Annotated in this window: 19 protein-coding genes and 2 pseudogenes; all 21 read right to left on the bottom strand. The window is 59.3% G+C overall.

Annotated features, from left to right (window positions below; genetic code table 11):
- Positions 1 to 8 precede the first annotated feature (8 nt).
- Positions 9 to 878, bottom strand: a complete 870-nt coding sequence (gene icmH, locus PSH65_RS00745; protein WP_305424500.1) for a type IVB secretion system protein IcmH/DotU — start codon at positions 876 to 878, stop codon at positions 9 to 11.
- Positions 879 to 883: 5 nt separating this feature from the next.
- Positions 884 to 2,215, bottom strand: a complete 1,332-nt coding sequence (gene tssK / locus PSH65_RS00740; protein ID WP_305424499.1) for a type VI secretion system baseplate subunit TssK — start codon at positions 2,213 to 2,215, stop codon at positions 884 to 886.
- A 2-nt stretch (positions 2,216 to 2,217) separates the two neighbouring features.
- Entirely contained in the window at positions 2,218 to 2,718 is a 501-nt protein-coding gene (gene tssJ, locus PSH65_RS00735; protein ID WP_008007643.1) for a type VI secretion system lipoprotein TssJ, read from the bottom strand.
- A gap of 5 nt (positions 2,719 to 2,723) precedes the next feature.
- Positions 2,724 to 3,920, bottom strand: a complete 1,197-nt coding sequence (gene tagH / locus PSH65_RS00730; protein WP_305424498.1) for a type VI secretion system-associated FHA domain protein TagH — start codon at positions 3,918 to 3,920, stop codon at positions 2,724 to 2,726.
- Positions 3,921 to 3,937: 17 nt separating this feature from the next.
- Positions 3,938 to 4,078 carry a hypothetical protein gene (locus PSH65_RS00725; protein ID WP_007894589.1) on the bottom strand — a complete coding sequence of 47 codons (141 nt, stop codon included), beginning with the start codon at positions 4,076 to 4,078 and terminating at the stop codon, positions 3,938 to 3,940.
- Positions 4,079 to 4,171: 93 nt separating this feature from the next.
- Positions 4,172 to 5,692, bottom strand: a pseudogene (locus PSH65_RS00720) (sigma-54 interaction domain-containing protein).
- A 10-nt stretch (positions 5,693 to 5,702) separates the two neighbouring features.
- On the bottom strand, positions 5,703 to 8,351 hold the full coding sequence (gene tssH / locus PSH65_RS00715) for a type VI secretion system ATPase TssH (protein WP_305424497.1): 2,649 nt from the start codon (positions 8,349 to 8,351) through the stop codon (positions 5,703 to 5,705).
- Between the two features lie 13 nt (positions 8,352 to 8,364).
- Positions 8,365 to 9,372 (bottom strand): type VI secretion system baseplate subunit TssG, encoded by a 1,008-nt coding sequence (gene tssG, locus PSH65_RS00710; protein WP_007894581.1) that lies wholly within the window; start codon positions 9,370 to 9,372, stop codon positions 8,365 to 8,367.
- Positions 9,336 to 11,122, bottom strand: a pseudogene (tssF, locus tag PSH65_RS00705) (type VI secretion system baseplate subunit TssF). Before tssF ends, tssG begins: the two are co-directional and overlap by 37 nt.
- A 27-nt stretch (positions 11,123 to 11,149) precedes the next feature.
- Positions 11,150 to 11,602 carry a hypothetical protein gene (locus PSH65_RS00700; protein ID WP_305424496.1) on the bottom strand — a complete coding sequence of 151 codons (453 nt, stop codon included), beginning with the start codon at positions 11,600 to 11,602 and terminating at the stop codon, positions 11,150 to 11,152.
- Positions 11,603 to 11,664: 62 nt separating this feature from the next.
- Entirely contained in the window at positions 11,665 to 12,048 is a 384-nt protein-coding gene (locus PSH65_RS00695; RefSeq protein WP_305424495.1) for a hypothetical protein, read from the bottom strand.
- Positions 12,049 to 12,094: 46 nt separating this feature from the next.
- A complete protein-coding gene (locus tag PSH65_RS00690; protein ID WP_305424493.1) occupies positions 12,095 to 12,847 on the bottom strand; it encodes a hypothetical protein in 753 nt (250 codons plus the stop codon).
- A gap of 22 nt (positions 12,848 to 12,869) precedes the next feature.
- Positions 12,870 to 13,271, bottom strand: a complete 402-nt coding sequence (locus PSH65_RS00685) for a hypothetical protein (protein ID WP_305424492.1) — start codon at positions 13,269 to 13,271, stop codon at positions 12,870 to 12,872.
- On the bottom strand, positions 13,268 to 13,693 hold the full coding sequence (locus PSH65_RS00680) for a hypothetical protein (RefSeq protein ID WP_305424491.1): 426 nt from the start codon (positions 13,691 to 13,693) through the stop codon (positions 13,268 to 13,270). Before PSH65_RS00680 ends, PSH65_RS00685 begins: the two co-directional genes overlap by 4 nt.
- Positions 13,690 to 13,890: a hypothetical protein gene (locus tag PSH65_RS00675; RefSeq protein WP_305424490.1), complete on the bottom strand. Its 201-nt coding sequence runs from the start codon at positions 13,888 to 13,890 to the stop codon at positions 13,690 to 13,692. The genes PSH65_RS00680 and PSH65_RS00675 overlap by 4 nt, the downstream gene beginning before the upstream one ends.
- Before the next feature lie 56 nt (positions 13,891 to 13,946).
- Positions 13,947 to 14,162: a hypothetical protein gene (locus tag PSH65_RS00670; RefSeq protein WP_305424489.1), complete on the bottom strand. Its 216-nt coding sequence runs from the start codon at positions 14,160 to 14,162 to the stop codon at positions 13,947 to 13,949.
- Positions 14,163 to 14,323: 161 nt separating this feature from the next.
- Positions 14,324 to 14,629, bottom strand: coding sequence for a hypothetical protein (locus PSH65_RS00665; protein ID WP_305424488.1), 306 nt, complete (start codon positions 14,627 to 14,629; stop codon positions 14,324 to 14,326).
- The gene (locus PSH65_RS00660; protein WP_305424487.1) at positions 14,629 to 15,381 is read right to left on the bottom strand and encodes a hypothetical protein; all 753 of its coding nucleotides are present in this window, start codon (positions 15,379 to 15,381) and stop codon (positions 14,629 to 14,631) included. The genes PSH65_RS00665 and PSH65_RS00660 overlap by 1 nt, the downstream gene beginning before the upstream one ends.
- 4 nt (positions 15,382 to 15,385) lie before the next feature.
- A complete protein-coding gene (locus PSH65_RS00655; RefSeq protein ID WP_305424486.1) occupies positions 15,386 to 15,892 on the bottom strand; it encodes a PAAR domain-containing protein in 507 nt (168 codons plus the stop codon).
- A gap of 10 nt (positions 15,893 to 15,902) precedes the next feature.
- Entirely contained in the window at positions 15,903 to 16,310 is a 408-nt protein-coding gene (tssE, locus tag PSH65_RS00650; RefSeq protein WP_007894554.1) for a type VI secretion system baseplate subunit TssE, read from the bottom strand.
- Between the two features lie 12 nt (positions 16,311 to 16,322).
- Positions 16,323 to 17,798, bottom strand: coding sequence for a type VI secretion system contractile sheath large subunit (gene tssC / locus PSH65_RS00645; protein WP_008007668.1), 1,476 nt, complete (start codon positions 17,796 to 17,798; stop codon positions 16,323 to 16,325).
- Positions 17,799 to 17,826 lie beyond the last annotated feature (28 nt).

Below are 17,826 nucleotides of genomic sequence, written 5' to 3'. Positions count from 1 at the left end.
GTCCCTGTTTACGGCTGCGGCTGAACCGTGGCCGGATCAAGCTGCTGATAAGGTTGCAGAACGGTTTCGCGTTGCTCGCCCAGCACCCAGGCGAAGCCCGAATACATCACCACCAGGCAGACCACGGTGAACAGCACCACCATCCACGCCGGCACGATGCGCACCAGACTGCGGCGCTGATCGTTCAAGCCTTCCCAATGCGGCGACAGCTCACGAGGCACGTCGCCGCGCAGTTGACGGATCTGCCGATACAAGGCGTCACGGATGCCTTCGAGTTCGAGCATGCCGCGGGCTTGCACCCGGTACTTGCCTTCGAAACCGAGTGACAGGCACAGGTACATCAGCTCCAGCATCGGCAGGTGCTTGACCGGGTTTTTCGACAGGCGATCCAGCAGCTGGAAGAACTTCTCGCCACCGAAGGTTTCGTTGTGGAAGCTGCTGAGCAGGCTCATCTGCGACCACTCGCTTTCGTTGCCCCACGGCGTGGTGACGACGGCTTCGTCGACCACAGTGCAGAGCACGTAACGGGCGGCCATCACCTGGCTGCTTTCAGCGCCGTTGTGCAGCGCCCGCACTTCAAACAGTTTCAGCCCGGCGGTCAGCCGCTCGTTGAGCGCGTACAGGTCTTCGCGGGTGTCGCTGTGCTTGAGGCGCACCACTTCCGACAGCAGCTCGGACGCCGCCGCCACCAGCGAATTGAGGCTGATGTTGAACGCTTCGGCCGGGCGCAAGCGCGCGGCGTAGATCATCCGCTCTTCCAGCTGTTCGAAACGCGGCGGTGCAGCGAAGTCAGTCAGCGGACTCGACGCCGGGCCGTGGCCCTGGCGGTCGAGCAGGACGGTTTTGTCGTCCTGGTTGTATTCCATGTCCTTGATCATGTCGGTCAGTTCCTGATGGCCCAGAATTTCAGTTCAAGCTCGGCGAATTCGCCGGACACATGGAACGCGAAGCCGCCGGAGCGCTCGAGTTGCGCCAGGTCTTCGGAACTGAGTTCGAGGATGAAATAGGTTTTGTTGGAGTGGAACGCGATCTGCCGCGGGGCCACCGGCAACGGTTTGACCTTGATACCTGGCAGATGCAGGTTGACCAGTTGGCGGATGCGCTCCACCGGGCCGACCTTGAGGTGCGCCGGCAAGCGATGGCGCAGTTCTTCGGAGTCGCAGTTGGCACTGGCCGCGAGTACGAACGAGGCCGAGCCCAGCAGTTTGTGGTCGTGCAACGGCGATACGATGATCCCGTACTGACGCGCTTGCAGTACCAGTTCGATGGCGTGCTGTTCGAGCACCATCGACAGCACCTGACGAATCGCTTCCATCAGTTTGCGGAAACTCGCGCCCTGGTCGCTGTGCTGGTAACGGCTGTCCAGACGCGGGCGCTTGCTCTCGCTGGAAAACGTCGCCAGATCACCGAGCATGGTCAGCAGCGTGCGGTACAACTCTTCCGGGTGAACCTGTTCCAGGCCGAGGTAATGGCGCAGCAGCATTTCGGTGCGGTTGATCAGTTGCAGCATCATAAAGTCGCCGACTTCCGCGCCGCCGACCTTGCCGTTGGAGCGGATCCGGTCGGCGATGGTGTCGCCCCGGTGGCCGAGCATGCTGATGACTTCCTTGAGGCACGACAGCAGGTAGCTGGACGAGTGCGCCTGAATGTAGGTCGGTACGAAGTCCGGATCGAGGCTGATCACGCCGTCGGGCGTGGTGTCGAGCACTTCACAGATCTTCAGCTTCACGTAGGCCTGGTCGCTCTGCTGCTCGCCGAGCAACAATTTGAAGTCTGGACGACCGCAGCTGACCTGGCTGGCGGAGTCGTCGCCGGCGTTGGAGTCGGCGACTTCCGCGTCGTACGCGGTGTAGCGCGCCAGCACGTCGGACTGCTCCGGGCGGCGAGACTCGATGTGGTTGCCGGTGACCAGCGGCAGCGCCAGGTAGATCGGCGTGTTGCCAGTGTTCGGCGGCACGTCCAGCGCCAACGGCTCGGTGTTGCCGCCGAGTTCGAACAGGCTGCCGTCCGGCAGAATCCCCGAGGCCTGGCTGATCACCAGTTTGCCCATGTTGAGGAACTGCAAGTCGATGTCCAGGTTGAGGAAGCCCCAGGTGTAGCTGCCCAGCAACTGGGTGCGGGTCTTCATCTGGTGGTCGTAGTAACGATCGTTGTGCTGGAAGTGCTGCGGACGCAGCAGCATGCCTTCCTGCCAAATGACTTTATGGGAATTCATGATCAGTCATCCGCCTTGGCGAGCGTTTCATGGGTATTGCGGATGCCGGCCTGATCGAGGGTCAGGTCAGCCACGGTGACTTCCAGCGGAGTGATTTGCACCGTGTAGCGCCATTTGGTTTCCGGCAGGTCACGGTAGGCCGCGAGCACGCCTACGTAACGGCTGCCCTCTTCCACGCTGAGCTTGAGTTCGACGGTTTCACCCGGACGCAGCTCGAGTTCTTCGCTGGCCACCAGGTCCGGGACCAGGGATTCTTTGGCGCGTTCGTACAGGCTGAAGAAGTCGGCGTTCTCGAACGTCACCGGATGCTTGAGCTCGAACAGACGCACGACAATTGGCGACGGACGCCCGTTGAGGTCCGGGTTCAGTTGATCGCTACCGGTGAGCTTCAGGTTAACTTTGGTCACTTTGGAATAAGGCGACAACGACGAGCATCCGGCCAACAGCACCAGGGCAATGAGCGCCGTCAGCGTCTTGAAAAAAGCGGTGGAGCAGCGAGACATGCGCATCATCCTTGGTGGTCGGTGTGAAGGGTGGAAATCAGGCGGATCTGTTCTTCGTAGGCCTGGGCAAAGTCGCGGGCCAGCAGGCGTTCGCTCCAGTCATCGTCCAGACGCAGAGCCTGGTGGTAACGCCCGTAGGCTCTCCAGCGACTGCCGGAGGTGGCGAGCAACGGCTTGCTGTCGCGTTCGAAACGCAGAGTCAGCTGTTGAGGCGAGAAATGTTCCAGGGTGCCGCGAACGGCGGCGCGGCTGGCGGTCAGCAAGGCAACTTGATGCGCCTGCAAATCGCGGAACGCGCGGGAGATCGCTTGCTCCGCCGGCAATTGGCCCGGCTTGTTGCCCTGCAACAAAATGCCCAGCGCTTCACCGGCATCGACGGCAAATTTCAGTGGATTCTTGTGGGTGCCTTGCACGGTGGTCTGGGCCAGGCGCAGTTCGTTTTTCAGCTCGCTGCGGGTGCGCAGGCTCTGCTGCAAACCGCCGACGCTTTGCTTGAGCAGGCGCGCGGCGTTCAGCGCCAGGGCTTCGCGGGCGTCGTGGTCGAGGTCTTTGAGGTCCACGCCCAACGCCGCACCGAAGTGCTCCCAGAAACCTTCGCTCTGACGTTCGACCGCTTTTGGTGGTGGCGCCGGTGCTGGCTCTGCCGGGGCATCGATCAGCTCCGGGACCATCAGGCTTTCCATGTCGATGCGCGCGTAGTCGGCACGCTGACGGGTGTCCTCAATCACCGTGCTCGGGGAAATCAGCTCGTCGATTTCCGAGTACACGCGCTCTTGCTGGTCGAGGGCATTGAGCGGGTCGAGGTCGAGGAAGGCATCGTCCGGAATGATGCTGCCCGCAGCCTGCGGACGGCCAACTTCAACATCGAAGGTCGCCGGGTCGCGCACCAGCCGCGCACGGATCTCAAAGTCACCCAGCACGTACACGCTGCCGTGCTCGATGCGCATCGGCTCGCCCTTGCGCAGGCGCGCGCCGCTTTCGCTGTCCTGGATACCGTTGCTGCTGGTATCAGTCAGGAAAAACGTGCCTTCGCGGTAGCTGATCACCGCGTGGTGGTTGGACAGGTGACGCTTGCGGTCGGGGATGATCCAGTCGCAATCCTCGCCCCGGCCGATTACGCCACCGGCCTGCTTGAAGGTCTTCTGGCACAAATCCGTGGGCACGAACTGCTTGGTGTTCAGCATTTCGAAAACCAGTTCCATGGTGATACTCCTTGCGGTCACTTGCCGCGATTGACCGCCTGCGGATCACCCAATGGGCGATAGGTGTTGTCGTTGTATTTGTAATTGCCGCTACAGCCGCCGAGGCCGCATAGAACGACGAGGGTCAGCAGGACGGCTTGCCAGTGACGAACAGGCATCAGAGGGTCTCCAGGGGTAGACAAAGCACAAAGCGCCAGCCCGTTTGGGCGGCGCTGAAATAAGCGGACGCGGTGAAATCGACGGTCTGTTGCCTAACCATCGAAGTCACCCAAATTGATATTCAGGCGTCCGAGGCGGTACAGCAGCGTGCGGCGTGGCAGGCCCCAGTTCGCGGGCCGCGAGGGTCTGGTTGCCGTCGTTTTTACGCAGGCAATCGAGCAGCAAACTGCGCTCGACCTGCTCCAGGCGTTCGCGCAGGTTCAGGCTGCTGTCTTCCGGTATGGCTTCCATGCGCAGGGAGAAATGCTCGGCCAGCAACTCGCCGCCTTCGCACAACACAGCACCGCGCGTTCGACCAAACCTTTGAGTTCGCGAACGTTGCCGGGGAAGGCATAACCGGACAGGTGATCCAGCGCCGCGTCGGACCAGCGCACCGCATCGCGCTGCAAGAACGAGCAGGCCTTGTCAGCGAAGTGCCGTGCCAGATCGAGGATGTCACCTTCGCGCTGACGCAACGCCGGCAGTTCGATCGGGAATTGCGCCAGGCGGTAGTACAAGTCCTCACGGAATTTGCCTTCGCTGACCAGCACCGACAAATCCCGGTGCGTCGCAGCGATGATGCGCACGTCGATCTTGTGGGTGTCGTTGGAACCCAGCGGGCGGATCTCGCCTTCCTGCAACACCCGCAGCAACTTGGCTTGCAGGGACAACGGCATATCGCCGATTTCGTCGAGCAACAAGGTGCCGCCGTTGGCCGCGTCGAACAGCCCGGCACGGTCGCGGTCGGCGCCGGTGAAGGCGCCTTTGCGGTAGCCGAACAGTTCACTTTCCAGCAGGTTCTCGGGGAACGCCGCGCAGTTCTGCACGATGAACGCCTTGGACCGCCGCGGGCCGCAATCGTGGATCGCCCGCGCAACCACTTCCTTGCCAGTGCCGGTTTCGCCGCGCAGCAGCACGGTGTACGGGCTGTGCAGGACTTTGCTGATCAGCGAATAGGTCTGGCGCATGGCCGCGCTTTTACCGATCAAGCCATAACCGCTGGCGCTCGGAACGTTGACCGGCGCCGGCCGTGTATCGCCGCTCGGTTGACGCAAGCGCTGCAGCAAGTGCAGTTGGCCGAGCACGAACGAGCCCAGTTGACCGAGGGAATCGGCAAAGCCTTGCAGGTCGATCTGCCGGCGACTGGCACACAGCAGCAAACCTTCGACAGCCTTTTGCTGATTGACCAGCGGCACGCACAACAGCGACTGCCAGGGCGTGGCCTGGAGCGGCAGAAAACTGGTTTCGTGCAGGCTGCCGCTCAGCTCGCTGAGGCACACCACGCGGTTTTGACACAGGGCGAATTGCAGCAGTTGTTCACCGTTGTAATCCGCCGGCAGGCTCGCCCCTTCCCGGGGTTGCAGAATGCCGTTCAGGCACTCGGCGTTCATCCCCAGGCAAGTGTGAGTCGCGTCCAGCAGGTACAACTGCGTCAACTCACAACCGCTGAGCTCGGCCAACCCACGCACGAAGTCACCCAGCAGCGCAGCACCGTCCGCCGCGCGCGACAGGCTGGCGAATTGCGCCAGCAAGGCTTCGGCATAGACCAGCGGTTGCTGCACTTGAGTGAACATCACACCCACCTCAGGCGAACTCGCACATCACGCTGGCGTCACCGTCGAGCGTCGCATGCACACGCTTGAGGCTTTCACCGGTGGCCATTGCGTCGAGCAAACGGTCAGCCACCAACGGCAGCACATGCAGGTCGAGCAAATGGTCGATCAGACGCGCACCGCTGTCGCTTTGGGTGCAGCGCTCGGCCAGGTGATCGACGAGGCTCTGGCAGTAAGTGAAATCCAGCTGACGACGGTTCAGGCGCTCGCCCAAACGACCGAGTTTGATTTCGATCAGCTCGCGCAGCACCGGGCCACCGACCGGGTAGTAAGGCACCACGCGCATGCGCGCCAGCAGCGCCGGTTTGAAGTGCTTGCTGAGCACCGGGCGAATGGTTTCTTCAAGCACTTCGGCAGTCGGCCGCGCGCCGTTTTCGCAGAGTTCGCTGATGCGGTCGCTGCCCAGGTTCGAGGTCATCAGGATCAGCGTGTTGCGGAAGTCGATCTCGCGCCCTTCCCCGTCGTTGGCCACGCCTTTGTCGAAGATTTGGTAAAACAGGTTGAGCACGTCCGGGTCGGCTTTCTCGACTTCATCGAGCAACACCACCGAGTACGGCTTCTGGCGCACGGCTTCGGTGAGCATGCCGCCCTCGCCGTAACCGACGTAGCCCGGTGGCGCACCGATCAGGCGCGAGACGGTGTGCTTCTCCTGGAACTCGGACATGTTGATGGTGGTGATGAAACGATCACCGCCGTACAGCAAATCAGCGAGGGCCAGCGCGGTTTCGGTCTTGCCGACACCACTTGGGCCGACCAGCAGGAACACGCCGACCGGCGCATCGGGTTTGTTCAAGCCAGCAGCGGTGGCGCGCATCGAACGGTCCAGCGCATGAACCGCTTGCTCCTGACCACGAATGCGCGTGCGCAGGTCGGTGGCGAAGCTTGCGACCTTGGCGTTGTGTTCGCGGGCCAGTTGCGCCAATGGCACACCGGTCCAGGCGCTGATCACTTCGGCGACCAGACGCGGGCAGACTTCGAAGCTCACCAGACGTTCTTTGACTTGCAGTTCTGTCAGGGCTTTGTGAGTTTCGTTGAGCGCGGCTTCCAGGGTTTCGACGCTTTGCGCTTCGTCCACTGGCAGCGTTTCGATCACGGTGCCTTCGGCGTCCTCTTCAACCGTGATGGTCGGTTCGACAGCGGCGTCCTCGCGGGCCTTGGCCAGTTGTTGGCGCAGGTCCAGCAGGCACTCGGCCAATTCCTTTTGTTCAGTCCAGAGGGTTTCCAGAGCGACCATTTCTTCTTCGGCATCGGCCAGGCGATCTTCCAGAACGTCCAGCGCTTCATGGTCAATCAGCAGACCGGCCTCGGCGTCGCGACGCAGGGCCTGACGCTGACGGCCACCTTCGGCCAGTTCGCCGCGCAGGCGTTCCAGGCTTTCCGGGGCGGCGGCGAGGCTGATGCGTACGCGGGCGCAGGCGGTGTCGAGCACGTCGACGGCTTTGTCCGGCAGCTGACGGCCAGCGAGATAGCGAGCAGACAGTTCGGCCGCGGCCACCACCGCGTCATCGCGCAGGTAGATGCCGTGGCTCTTCTCGTAAACCTGAGCCAGGCCACGCAGGATGGTCACTGCTTCGCTGACGGTCGGTTCGTGCAGTTGCACCGGTTGGAAACGACGGGCCAGGGCCGGGTCTTTCTCGAAGTATTTTTTGTACTCCGCCCACGTGGTGGCGGCGATGGTGCGCAACTCGCCACGGGCCAAGGCCGGTTTCAACAGGTTGGCCGCGTCGGAACCGCCGGCGTTGCCACCCGCGCCGATCAGGGTGTGGGCTTCGTCGATGAACAGGATGATCGGTTTCGGCGAGGCTTTGACTTCATCGATCACGCCTTTGAGGCGACGCTCGAATTCACCTTTGACGCTGGCACCGGCCTGCAACAGGCCCATGTCCAGGGAAAGTAGCTCGACGCCTTTCAAGACTTGCGGCACTTCGCCGGCGGCGATGCGCGAGGCCAGACCTTCGACGATGGCGGTTTTGCCGACGCCGGCTTCACCGACCACGATCGGGTTGTTCTTGCGGCGACGGGCGAGGATGTCGACCATCTGCCGGATCGCGCCATCGCGGCACAGCACCGGGTCGAGTTTGCCGTCGCGGGCCTGTTGGGTCAGGTTGTGAGTGAAGCGCTCCAGCAGCGATTCGCCGGGCACCGCCGGTTTGCCGGTGGCCGGTTGTTCTTTCTGCGACAGGGCGAATTCTTTCAGGCGCTCGATGTTCAGCTTGGCCAGCAACGACTGATAACGGCTGCCGGCATAGCGCATTGGGTTGCGCAGCAATGCGAGGATCAACGCAGCCTGCTCGACCTGGCTCTGGCCCAGTTCGAGGTTGGCCACCAGCAAGGCATCTTGCAGCCACTGCACCAGTTCCGGGGCGAACACCGGGTTGCGCGAGGCGCTGTGCTCGACCCGCGATTGCAGCGCGGCGCTGAGCTCACCAGCGTCCACCTCGGCATCCTGCAATGCCCGGGCGAGCAGGCCTTGCGGACGCTCCAGCAGGCCCAGCAGCAAGTCTTCGACGAGGATCTTGCTGCCGCCACGGGCGACGCAGCGTTCGGCAGAACTTTCCAGGTCACGACGGGTTTCGGCGTCCAGCGCCTGGATAAGTTGTTGCAGGTCTACGTTGATCATGTGTCATCTGTCCTTAATGAATTTTGCTGCCCAGGGTCACCACGCCGTCCGCTTTTTCGCGGCCGAGCCAACTGGTCCACCCCAGGCGACAGGCGTTCTGCTCACCGATGCGAAGTTCGCGGATTTCTTCCTGGCGCAGCACCAGGCGAATGTCGTAATCGAGCGGGTCACGCAGGGTGAACCGCACCAGCGCGCACAGCGGCTGGTAGCCGAAACCGATCGGCAGGAATTCGTGGAAGCGTTGCCAGTCGAGCTCGCGGATGTGAATGCGGAATTTGCCGCTGCGGTCGCGCACGTGTTCGCCCAGCACCAGGTCTTCGCCGAGCATGCTGTTGGCGCGACCCAGGCGATTGCGCTGCTCGTCGAGGATCTCGACACGGCGCTCGATACATTGCTCGATGGTCAGCTCGGCGTGCTTGAAGTAGTAACGCAACACCGCTTCGATCAATGCCGCCGAGTGCGCCCGCAAGCTGAGCAGGCCGAGGTACGGCAGCAGGCGTTTCCAGTTCAGTTCCTGAGCCTTGCGGATCTCTTCGCCACCCAGGCCGATCAACGCAAACAACTGCGAGGAAAACGGATCGAGGGCACCGCTCTGAAAGCTGGCGCGGTAGCGGTACTTGCGCCAGATCGGCAGCATCAGCCGTTGCAAGCGATGGTGGAACAGGTCGAGGAAGTTGCGGGTCGGGTTGCCGTCCTCGCTGTCGCCCAATGCCTGTTCGCCATAGAACGCCGGCAGCGGCGAACCGGAACCGACCAGGCCGATCAGGTTGAAACGCAGGCGCGCACGCATCTGCCCGTGCTCTTTGAAAAACTCCACGCGATCGACGTCGCTGCCAGGGAAACCCAGGCTCGGGTTGGCCTGGAATTCCAGCTGGTCGTAGAGGTCGTCTTCGCTCAGGTGCGGGTGTGCATCGCGCAGCCGGTCGATCACCAGCAGCACAGCCTGAAACAGCGAGTACTCGCGTATTACCCGGGTCAGCCCGCTTAAAGCAGGGGCTGCAGGCCCATACGTGGTGTCCATTGGTACACCTCTCCCTGTGTGCTTTTTACCCGCAGCTCGTGGAACGAATTGAGACTGGCGTAAAGCGCGAAAAACTCGTTAAGAACCGAAGCGAACACGAACAGGTCGCCCTCGCCGATATACCCTTCCGGGTCGATGGTCAGCTCGGTGCGCAACCCGCGAACCGGCAACCCTCGGTGCAATCTGTCGACATGCTGGTGCTTGATCGACTTGAGCCCACCCAGCAGGCGTTTGCTGACTTTTTCCGCGTGTTGGTCGTAGTAGCGCGGCAGGTCGTAGGTTTCGAGAATCACCTTCAACGCATTGACGTCGGCCAGCGACAGGTAGTTGAGCGACATGTGCTGATCAGCTTCCAGAGGAAGTCGCGGTTCAGCGGCGGCGCGAAACTCGACGTGGCCGGGGTGATGTTGCGGAAGCTCAAAAACTCCGGCGTCTCTTCGCAGGCCATGCAGATGTCGCCGAGCTTGAGCTTGCGCGGCAGGTTCTGGTTGGTGCACATCAGCTCGATCGACAGGGTTTCGTGGGCTTCGGTGTGACGGATGCCGAAGCTCAAATAAGTGTCGAGGCCGTCGTGCAGCAAGGACGAACGCTGGCGGATGCTGTAATGCGGACGGCTGGTGGGCACGTCGAAACTCGGGTCGTGTTCGAAGGATTCGAACGGCACGTATGCCTGATAACCGAGACCGCCGGGCTTCCAGCCGGTGACGGTTTCCACCGAGAACACACCGCAGTTTTCCAGGTCGTATTCGGCCGGTAGCAGCAAGTATTCGTCCTGTTTGCCGTCTAGGCGGATCGGCAGCGCATCGTGCTCGAACAGATTGACGATCGGCGTGCAGTAGAGCTTCACGTTGTCCAGGGTCGGACGCATACGCATGATGCCGCTCTTGCGAATATCGAAGCGCAACTCCAGGCCACGCATCTGCTTGAGGGTGTCTTCCGGCAACGCCTTGAGTAGGTCCAGGCCGTTGATGTCGACGAAGAGGAATTTGTCCTGGAAGGCGAAATATTCCTGCAGGTAGCGATAGCCGCGGAAGGTGTTCAGCGGATACGGAATCAACGCTTCTTCTTCGGCAAAGCCCACCGGCTGCACGCGGTCGCCGGGCATCCTGAACGCCATTGGCTGGCCGTTTACACCGTTGATGGCCTTGCCGGCACCGTCCAGCGGGATCAGCTCAATGCCTTCGAGGTTGCGCAACAGACTCAGGTAAAGCATCTGGCTGATGTAGCGCTCACCGGCAAAATGCAGGCGCAAACGACTCAACTCCAGCTCGCCGAGATGGCCATCAGCGCTCATCTCCAGGCGCAGGCTCAACAGCGAACCGTCGCCCTTCACCGAATAAGTCAGCGCGGCCAGATCCAGCGGCAACACCTCGGTCGGGTAGCAGGTGCGGAAACGGCAGCGCACATCATCGACCGGCACACTCTCCACCGGCGTATCACGCTCGACCCTCAACGCAGGCCCGGAACGCTTCAACGGGTCGAACTGCAAAATGCTGAACGCCGGCAGCGGCCGCATGTAGTTCGGCCACAGCAACTGCATCAGCGAGTGGCTGAGCTCCGGCAACTCGTCGTCGAGCTTCTGGCGCAGGCGCCCGGTCAGGAACGCAAAGCCCTCCAGCAACCGCTCCACGTCCGGATCCCGCCCCGCCTGACCGAGGAAAGGCGCCAACGCCGGGCTACGCTCGGCGAAACGACGACCTAACTGGCGAAGTGCGGTGAGTTCGCTTTGGTAGTAGTGGTTAAAGGACACGAGGTACCTTCCTGGTAGTGGATCTCATCAAAAAAATATCCTGTAGAGCACGACCGTCACGCCGGCACAGAAATAACCGACGATCAGGAGATACGGCACGATCAGGATCCAGCCGTAGGCCATGTAAGAGTCACTGAGCTGCCCGGCGACCAGACTGAACAAGCCATAAAGCATCCATGGCACGGCGTAGAACGGAATGAACTTCAACGGCGCCAACCAGACCATCCGCAACGCTTGTTGCTCGTTTCGGCTCTTGGCAGATCGAGAAGTCCACAGCGAAAACATCAACAACCCGGGGATGCCCCACCACAACAGGTACACCCAATGGGTCTCGGATGAATCGAACGTGGAGTACTCGCCAATCCACAGGCCATAGGAAAAAATCGCCAGCACCGCCAGCAATGGCCACCACAAGGCAGCCATGAAGAAACCAAGCTGCGCGCGGCTAAGCGTGGGCATCTCGTCCGCTGCGTCGATCATTGGCAAGCCCCTATCCTCAGCTTGGCGACCCGGTAACACCGTTGTCTGGCAAGAGCGAAATTTCACTGGCTCTGCCCTCCCTTGCTCGCAGTGATCGGCACGTACGAGTCGATGAAGAGGTACTCGCTGTCGGCCCCGCTTACACGATTCATCGTGAGCGGCTTGCCGTCGGGAATGCTGAAACGAGTCCAGCCTTCTGTCACCAGACTGCCGCCCTCCGCGCGCACCTGGACGAAATAGTCCGGCGGCGTGGATTGGCTGATCTCGATGAAGTAGCCACCGTCCTGCGCGCCGCGCCATACCGCATCGGGATGCTCGGGCAATACCGGCTTCGCGTTGCCCCGGCTCGAGCCGATCCAGAACGTCGCGACCACGATGATGGACAATGCACCGATCAGGCTCAGCAGGTGATTGAGCCATTTCCATACGCGAATCCATGGCGTCATTGCGCGCACCATGTTCGGGTTTTGCGCATGCGAGTTCTTCTGGCGATCAGGCGCATTCCGGCACCCACCAGTATTCATAACCATGCGTGCCGGGATAGAGCACTGTCGAGCCGCTGAACTCAGGGGGAACACCGAAAATTTCAGTCACCCGAAAATTCCATTCGGACGATTCGAGCAGCGCGCCTTCCGTGGTGTACACCCGAAAAAAGTACTCACTACTGAACAACCCGAACACTTGTCCGATCAATTCAAGCTTGTGATAGCCGGGCGCGTATGTGACGAGATAGCACTTGCCCGAATCGTTCGAGTGTCGAGTCACGGCCTCTGCCGTTACACCACCGAAAATCTTCATCCCAAGCAAAACGGTACATATGCACACACCGATCAGCGCCGTGATCTGCAGCAGACGCGGTGTTGCCTGGCGGTCGTGAGTCGCCAGCGGCTGCACTTGCGCAAGCCTGCGCCAGCGGCTGTAGGCATTGTCGATGGCGTTGCTCAGCAGGATGGCGCCAACCGTCAAGCCACCCGTGAGTGCGCAGTACGCCAAACCCCGGATGGGATACTGCGGCAGCAGGTAAAACAAAATCGCCAGCATCATGAAAATCACCAGGCCAAACTGGATGGCCTGGCGCTGGATGAAGACCAGAATCAAATTCAGGGAAACGAAAAAGTAGAAAATCAGGTACATCGCCATGCCGATGGCGACACCGCGCGAGGTCAGCCCACCGACCAGTTGTTTGTAGGCGGGCACGGCATAGCCATTCATGACGATATAAACCACGCAGGCCAGCGCATGCACGGCCAGACCGATGACCCGACGGCTATTCATATACAACTCCGGCCATGGCTTTATCAGCGCTCAGAATCTGGCTTTGCTGAAGGTAAATAACTCCTTCGCCGGCGAAGAACATCACACTGTCGGCAGTCAACGGCTGGCTATTTTCATCTCCGAACTTCAGCCAACCCTGATCCCACAATGACCCATCATCATTGCGGATCTCCACGAAATAATAGGGTGGTTCTGATTTGCTGATTTCTACGAACTGGCCACCATCGGCACCACCGCGCCACTTCGCATTCGGGTACTCGCTCAGCACATGAGGCTGTGCTTTAGAGAAATCCATGTAGCAAACAATCACCCCGAGCGCCACGCAGGCGAGCGCACCCATCGCCATGAGGAAGCGCTGTAGCCAAATCATTTTGAGGCGACCCGAGCTGGTCATGCGACCACCTCCTGCGCAGGACTCGCAGGCAACGCCTGCCGCATCAGCGCGCGTTTTTCCCAACGCAGCTCAATGACCTGCGTGACTAGAATCGCCAACAACGTGACGCCACCTTGGGCCACGGTGTAGAAGAGCGCACGCAACGGGTTGTCGGGCACCATCATGAACAAAATCCAGGCAACCATCAGCGCGAGCAAACCGAGTTTGGCCCATAGGTTCGGGAAAACTGCGACCAGTGCGTTCACCCCGAAAAAAATATAAATGAACATGTAATGAGCAATGCCGATTCCCACGCCACGCGTTGTGAACCCGCCGTTGAACGCTTTATAGGCAACGACGACTGCATCGTTCAGGAACGCGTAAGCAACGCATCCAGCAGCGTGGAAAGCGAGGCACATGGCAAAGCGGACGTAGATGTTCATGCTGGACTCAAATTCGCATAGTAGGAACCGGTGAGCTCCATCACGACGACGGTCATTAACACTACGAACGTCAGTGCACGATGGAGCAGCGACTCTCGGAATCCACGACGAAGCCCGGTCAGAATCAGCACAAGACACAGCAATGCCAGAACGCCAAACAAATTGCTGTCGGCAACAACCGCCAAGTAGCCTTCCATTTCACCTATCCCGTGCATGTCGTTCAGTTTTCCAAGTGGGTTGCTTCGAGCCAAGCCTAAAACAACTCACTGAACACCCACTTATTAAAACTATAAAGAGCAACAACACCTACAGCGGCGGCGACCAAGGGATGAAATCCATCTTGTAAGCGTTGCCCTCTAAAAATAACTGCCACTGCCTTTGCAAAATAATAAAAAACAAATGCCATCATCGGAATATAAAGCGCAGCACAAAAAACAAATAAACTGCTGTAAACATCAATACCACTCACTGACCATTTAGTCTTGGGGTCAGTGAGTGACATCAGCAGAAAAAACGCAGACATAGAAAAATAAAAACAACTCACCATTTTAGAAATTTTCGGACCCGCCCCACTTTTCGAACATAGCAGCCCAAACACAATTTTCGGAGCTGGCCTTACTTCACAACTAATCACGACATCGGCCCATTCGAAAAAAACTTTGGAAGTACAAATAGCACCAACAAGCTGATGACCCAAAGTACAATCAAATAGTAGTTACCAGGCATTCTGCAGGTTACCCACCCTTTAACCACCCCATAACCAATAGCGAACTGCAACAGCAAGAACGAGATAATCCCCAACGGAACGGAAAGCAAATAGCTATAAGGCTCAGCAAATCCAAACCGGACAACCGCATAAATTTCGAACATTGCAAACGGTGCGACCAAAGCAATTGCGATGATGATCATTGCTCTGACTTTTTTTGCGCTACTCATCAACGCAAGCCCTCGGCATAAAGGAATTGGGCCAAGTCAAGCCGACGCTGTTCACCAGATGGTCCATCAATACCGTAGTAGAAATGCCCCACACCTTCCTTACGCTCACTGGACTCTGTCATCTGCGAACCGAGCAAGGGGGCGTGTTCAGCCAGGTCGAATAATGACATGCCCGCATGGATCGGGTCGCCATGCTCCTTCAGATCGAGAACAACAACATGCTTAATAAGCGATTGCTGTTTAACCTCTCTCAACATTTCTTCAGAAATGGGAGAACCAATCAAAACTAAATAATCAACTGCCTGCCCCTTATCAGCGTAGTAAAGAGCTGACTGTGCGGCCACCAGCGACCCGAAAGAATAACCAATAAGATTAAACTGCCCTCCGACTGAAACGGAACGACTCACTCCTAGCGCATTCAAACTCCAGTCTGCTTCAACACTGTATGGCCCGGTGTCAGACATACCATTAATTGTCTTAAGCCTATAACGGTGCTTGTTGACCCCAGCGACCGCATCGACGTATTGGCCTTCAGTATTTCGCCCTACTACTGCACCACTAATACCGACCATACGTAGAGACTTAACCTGATCATCAATATATCCGCCGGTCATGCCAGCGCCGCCGAGATAAACAGTCAGACCTTCTTCCACCACGATATTTTTCGGTGCCCTGTCCGCAGTAGCAGTGCTGCTGGTCGAGGCAATCTTTTTAAATATGCCTGTTGGTGTTTCCAATACGTCAGTCGTCATTGCATCAATCCTCTGATGCAACGTAGATATCGACTTTTTCCGCACTATTGTGCCGCGCCACTCGATGAGTCAGACCTGTATCACTGGTAACACCTTCTTCTTGTAGGCCATTTTCTCGGATCAACAGATATCGACGGTTTGCCATAGGAGTTCCGCTCTTATCAGTCAAGACAAACTGCTCATCAAACCCAGGAATAATCACAGGCAACGGCGCCACAAACGGCGCCGGCGAATGCGAATTCCCGATAATCACCGTCCCGGACCCAGCCGTAACCTTGTTGCCATGAGTCCCGACGGAATCCACCGTGGCGGCCGGTTTTCCGTTAATCAAAACCGTCGTCGCCAACCCGCCCGACATCGCACCACCACACGCCGAGGCATCGCCTTGGCGGGCGGCCGCGAGGCCGTCGAAGAACACATCGCCGGAACCGGCGGCGATCGGGTTGGTGCCGTGGCCGGGGAGCGGGCAAGCGGTGGGGTCGGATACGCGTGCTGCGGGTTTGCCGGACATCGGAGTCTCCTTAATTGACCTTTACTTGACCGCTGCCATCCAGGCGCGCGGCGAAACTGACCTGACGCTTGAAACCATCAACTTCCAGCAAGCCTTCAATGCTGAAGGACAGGCGAAGCTGATCGTTGTCACGCGGCAGGGAAATGACACGCACATTGCTCAGGCGTGGCTCGTAGGCTTCGATGAAATTTTCGATGGCCAGACGGGCCTGACTCAGGGAGTCGTGCAGGCTCAGGCGCATGTCATTGAGATCGGGTAGCCCGTAATCGGACAGCGTTTGCACGCTGCCCGCACGGGTGCTGAGCATCTTGGCCAGATGGGCAGCCACCGACGCCATGGCGGAAACCTCGCGGCTCCAGCCGACGCGTTTGTCCGCGTCGCCACCCAGGCGTTCGAAAAGGCTGCCGTATCCAGTCATGAGTCGCTCCGCTTACTCTTTGTCCAGCTTGCCAACCAGCGACAGGGTGAAATCGGCACCCATGTACTTGAAGTGCGGGCGCACGTTCAGGCTGACGCGGTACCAGCCCGGCTCGCCTTCAACATCGCTGACGATGATTTGGGCAGCGCGCAGCGGACGACGGCCACGAACTTCGGCGCTCGGGTTTTCCTGGTCGGCCACGTACTGGCGGATCCACTTGTTGAGTTCCAGCTCGAGGTCGGTGCGTTCTTTCCACGAACCGAGTTGCTCGCGCTGCAGCACTTTCAAGTAGTGAGCCAGGCGGTTGACGATCATCATGTACGGCAGTTGGGTGCCGAGCTTGTAGTTCAGCTCCGCTGCCTTGCCTTCAGCGCTGATGCCGAAGAACTTCGGCTTCTGCACCGAGCTTGCGGAGAAGAACGCCGCGTTGTCGGAGCCTTTACGCATGGTCAGGGAGATGAAACCTTCCTCGGCCAGTTCGTATTCACGACGGTCGCTAACCAATACCTCGGTAGGAATCTTGGTTTCGATTTCGCCCATGCTTTCGAAGTGGTGCAACGGCAGGTCTTCAACCGCGCCACCGCTCTGCGGGCCGATGATGTTCGGGCACCAGCGGAATTTGGCGAAGCTGTCGGTCAGCTTGGTGCCGAACGCGTAGGCGGTGTTGCCCCACAGGTAGTGCTCGTGGCTGTTGGCGACGGTTTCTTTGTACACGAACGATTTGACCGGGTTTTCTTCCGGGTCGTACGGGTTACGCAGCAGGAAACGCGGCACGGTCAGGCCAACGTAACGGGAGTCTTCCGACTGACGGAAGCTCTGCCATTTGGCGAATTGCGGGCCTTCGAAGTGATCTTTCAGATCTTTCAGGTCCGGCAGACCGGTGAAGCTTTCCAGGCCGAAGAATTTCGGGCCGGCAGCCGCGATGAACGGCGCGTGCGACATGCAGGCAACGCTGGACACGTACTGCATCAGTTTCACGTCCGGCGAGCTTGGGGACATGAAGTAGTTGGCGATGATTGCGCCTACAGGCTGACCACCGAACTGACCGTATTCAGCGGTGTAGATGTGCTTGTACAGGCCCGATTGCATCACTTCTGGCGAATCTTCGAAATCGTCCAGCAGGTCGTCCTTGGAGACGTTGAGGATTTCGATCTTGATGTTTTCGCGGAAGTTGGTGCGGTCGACCAGCAACTGCAGGCCACGCCACGACGATTCCAGGGACTGGAAGTCCGGGTGGTGCAGGATTTCGTCCATCTGACGGCTGAGCTTGGCATCGATCTCGGCGATCATGCGGTCGACCATGGCCTTCTTGACCGGCTCACCGTTGTTCTGCGGCTTGAGCAGCTCTTCGATGAACGCCGACACACCGCGTTTGGCGATGTCGTAGGCTTCGTCGTCCGGGGTCAGGCGGGTTTCGGCGATGATGCTGTCGAGAATGCTGTATTCGCCGTTCTCGTTGCTCTTTTGCTGTGCTGCGCTAGTGCTCATTGTGTTGGCTTCCTTGGCTGATAGGGGC

The organism is Pseudomonas sp. FP603 (assembly GCF_030687415.1).
Lineage (GTDB): Bacteria > Pseudomonadota > Gammaproteobacteria > Pseudomonadales > Pseudomonadaceae > Aquipseudomonas > Aquipseudomonas wuhanensis.
This window is presented reverse-complemented; position numbering and strand designations above follow the sequence as displayed.